This window comes from Streptomyces sp. NPDC060366, assembly GCF_042725135.1.
Lineage (GTDB): Bacteria > Actinomycetota > Actinomycetes > Streptomycetales > Streptomycetaceae > Streptomyces.
Genome location: NZ_JBHXDC010000054.1, coordinates 1 through 1,970, shown reverse-complemented (window position 1 = coordinate 1,970; position 1,970 = coordinate 1). Strand labels below are relative to the sequence as shown.

Below are 1,970 nucleotides of genomic sequence, written 5' to 3'. Positions count from 1 at the left end.
CCACCCCCGCAACTACCTGGCCTTTCTCGGACTCGCCGCCGCCCTCTGCTGCTACAAACGACTACTCAAACTCACCACATAGGACACGGTCTTAGGAGGGTCAGTTGAGGGGCGCCGGGTGCGGCTGGTCTTCGGCGGTGCGGGTGTTCTGGAGTGCTTTGTGGACGCAGGCCCCTCTGTTCTCGGTGATGTCGAGCGCGGCGAGTACCGGGGGCACCGCGATGCTGGGCAGTATGTGGCGCAGCAGGGTGGCGGCTCTGTAGGGCAGATCCTGGTAGTTGGACGTGGCCTGGGACATGGCCTGGATGCCGGCGAAGGCTCCCACCAGGACGTCGGACGTCTCGGCCGGTACGACGTGGGGCAACAGCTCGCCCTGTGTCTGTGCTTTGTCGAGGAGTTCGGTGCCGACCTGGCTCCACCGCAGGAACGGGCCGCTGCGGTCGAGTCCCAGGGCCTGCTGGTCGAGGGCGAGACGGACGCCGGCCCGGACGAGAGGGTCGGTCTGGAGGCGGTGGGTGTGGAGGAATACGGTGTCGACCAATTGCTGGACCTTGCAGGGCCGTTCGGGGACAGGCAGTTGGTGGTCCTGCTCGCTGATCACTCCCTCCGCAAGGTCCTCCTTTGAGGGGAAGTGGAAGTACAGGGCGCCTTTGGTGACGCCGGCCGTGGTGAGGATCTCGCTGATCGTCGCGGCCCGGTAGCCTCGTTCCTCGAATACCTTGGCCGCGGCTGTGAGGATTGTCTGGCGGGTACGGATCGCCCGGTCCTGCTGCACCATGATGGGCCTCTTTCTGTTCGCTGAGCCCGGAGACCCCCGGTAAAAAACCGTTCAGTAAAAACCGTCCAGTCCGTATCTTACCGTGATGTGGTGTTGCCTGTACCTGCCCTGGTGCGTAACCGAATTCGGTGACGTACGGAGACGGAAGAGGATGCGGGCACGGCGGGGGCATGGGCGGGGAATTGATGCGGAGGGGGAGGTTCGGGTGATCCTGGTGACGGGTGCGACCGGAACGGTGGGGCGTGAGTTGATGCGGCGGCTGCCTGCCGGTCCGCGGGTACGTGTGTGGGTGAGGGATCCGTCGAAGGTCGCGGGGGTGCCGGCGGCGGTTGAGAGGGTCGGCGGGGATTACGGGGATCCGCAGGCGCTGGCCCGGGCGGTGGCGGGGGTGCGCACGGTGTTCTTGGTGACCACCCGCGTCGGGGGTGGCGACGACGCACGGTTCGTCGCTGCCGCGCGGGCGGCGGGGGTGCGGCGGCTGGTGAAGCTGTCGGCGGCGGCTGTCCTGGACCGGCAGGCCGACGACCTGATAACCCGGTGGCAGCGGGAGGGTGAGGAGTTGCTACGGGCTTCCGGGATGGAGTGGACGCTGCTGCGTCCGCGCGCGTTCATGTCCAACTCCCTGGCCTGGGCGGCCTCTGTCCGGTCCGAGCGGACTGTTCGCGCGCTCTACGGGAGGTCGGCCAACGCGTGCGTGGATCCCGGGGATGTCGCGGAGGTCGCTGTGCGGGTTCTGACGGAGGAGGGGCACGCGGGGAGTGCGTACACGCTGACCGGCCCGCAGGCGCTCACGGCGGTCGAGCAGACGCGGCAACTGGGCCAACTGCTGGGGGTCCGACTGCGTTTCGAGGAGCTGAGCCGGGACGAGGCGCGCTCGGGGCTGGGAAGGCGCTATCCGGCGCGGGTCGTCGAGGCGTTGCTGGAGAGCGCGGAACGGCAGCGGGCGGGTGCGAAGGCTCAAGTGGATGACACCGTGCGTGTACTGACGGGTCGTCGGGCGAGGCCGTTCCGGGAGTGGGCGGGGAATCATCTCGACGTCTTCACCTCCTGATGCGGTGCCGGTTTCTTTTCGGGGCGGGGGTGCCGTTGGTTGCCTGGTGGGGTGTGTGGTGTGGGTGGTTGGGGTGGGGGTCGGTTGTATGGTGCATGGAAACAGCGCGGGCGGTTTGCTGTTGACAAACCGTCTGTCCTG

At 67.6% G+C, this 1,970-nt stretch carries 2 protein-coding genes; one reads left to right on the top strand and one right to left on the bottom strand.

All coding sequences use genetic code 11. The features are described 5' to 3' along the window. Positions 1 to 100: 100 nt before the first annotated feature. Complete coding sequence (locus tag ACFWHU_RS38545) at positions 101 to 778, bottom strand: ScbR family autoregulator-binding transcription factor (RefSeq protein ID WP_387231019.1); 678 nt, start codon at positions 776 to 778, stop codon at positions 101 to 103. Between the two features lie 205 nt (positions 779 to 983). Between ACFWHU_RS38545 and ACFWHU_RS38540 the strand changes: the two genes are divergently transcribed. Further along, positions 984 to 1,829 carry an NAD(P)H-binding protein gene (locus ACFWHU_RS38540; RefSeq protein WP_387231017.1) on the top strand — a complete coding sequence of 282 codons (846 nt, stop codon included), beginning with the start codon at positions 984 to 986 and terminating at the stop codon, positions 1,827 to 1,829. Positions 1,830 to 1,970: the final 141 nt, after the last annotated feature.

Coding starts and splice junctions, on each gene's coding strand:
- ACFWHU_RS38545 (WP_387231019.1), bottom strand. CDS start 778: ATGGTGCAGCAGGACCGGGCGATCCGTACCCGCCAGACAATCCTCACA.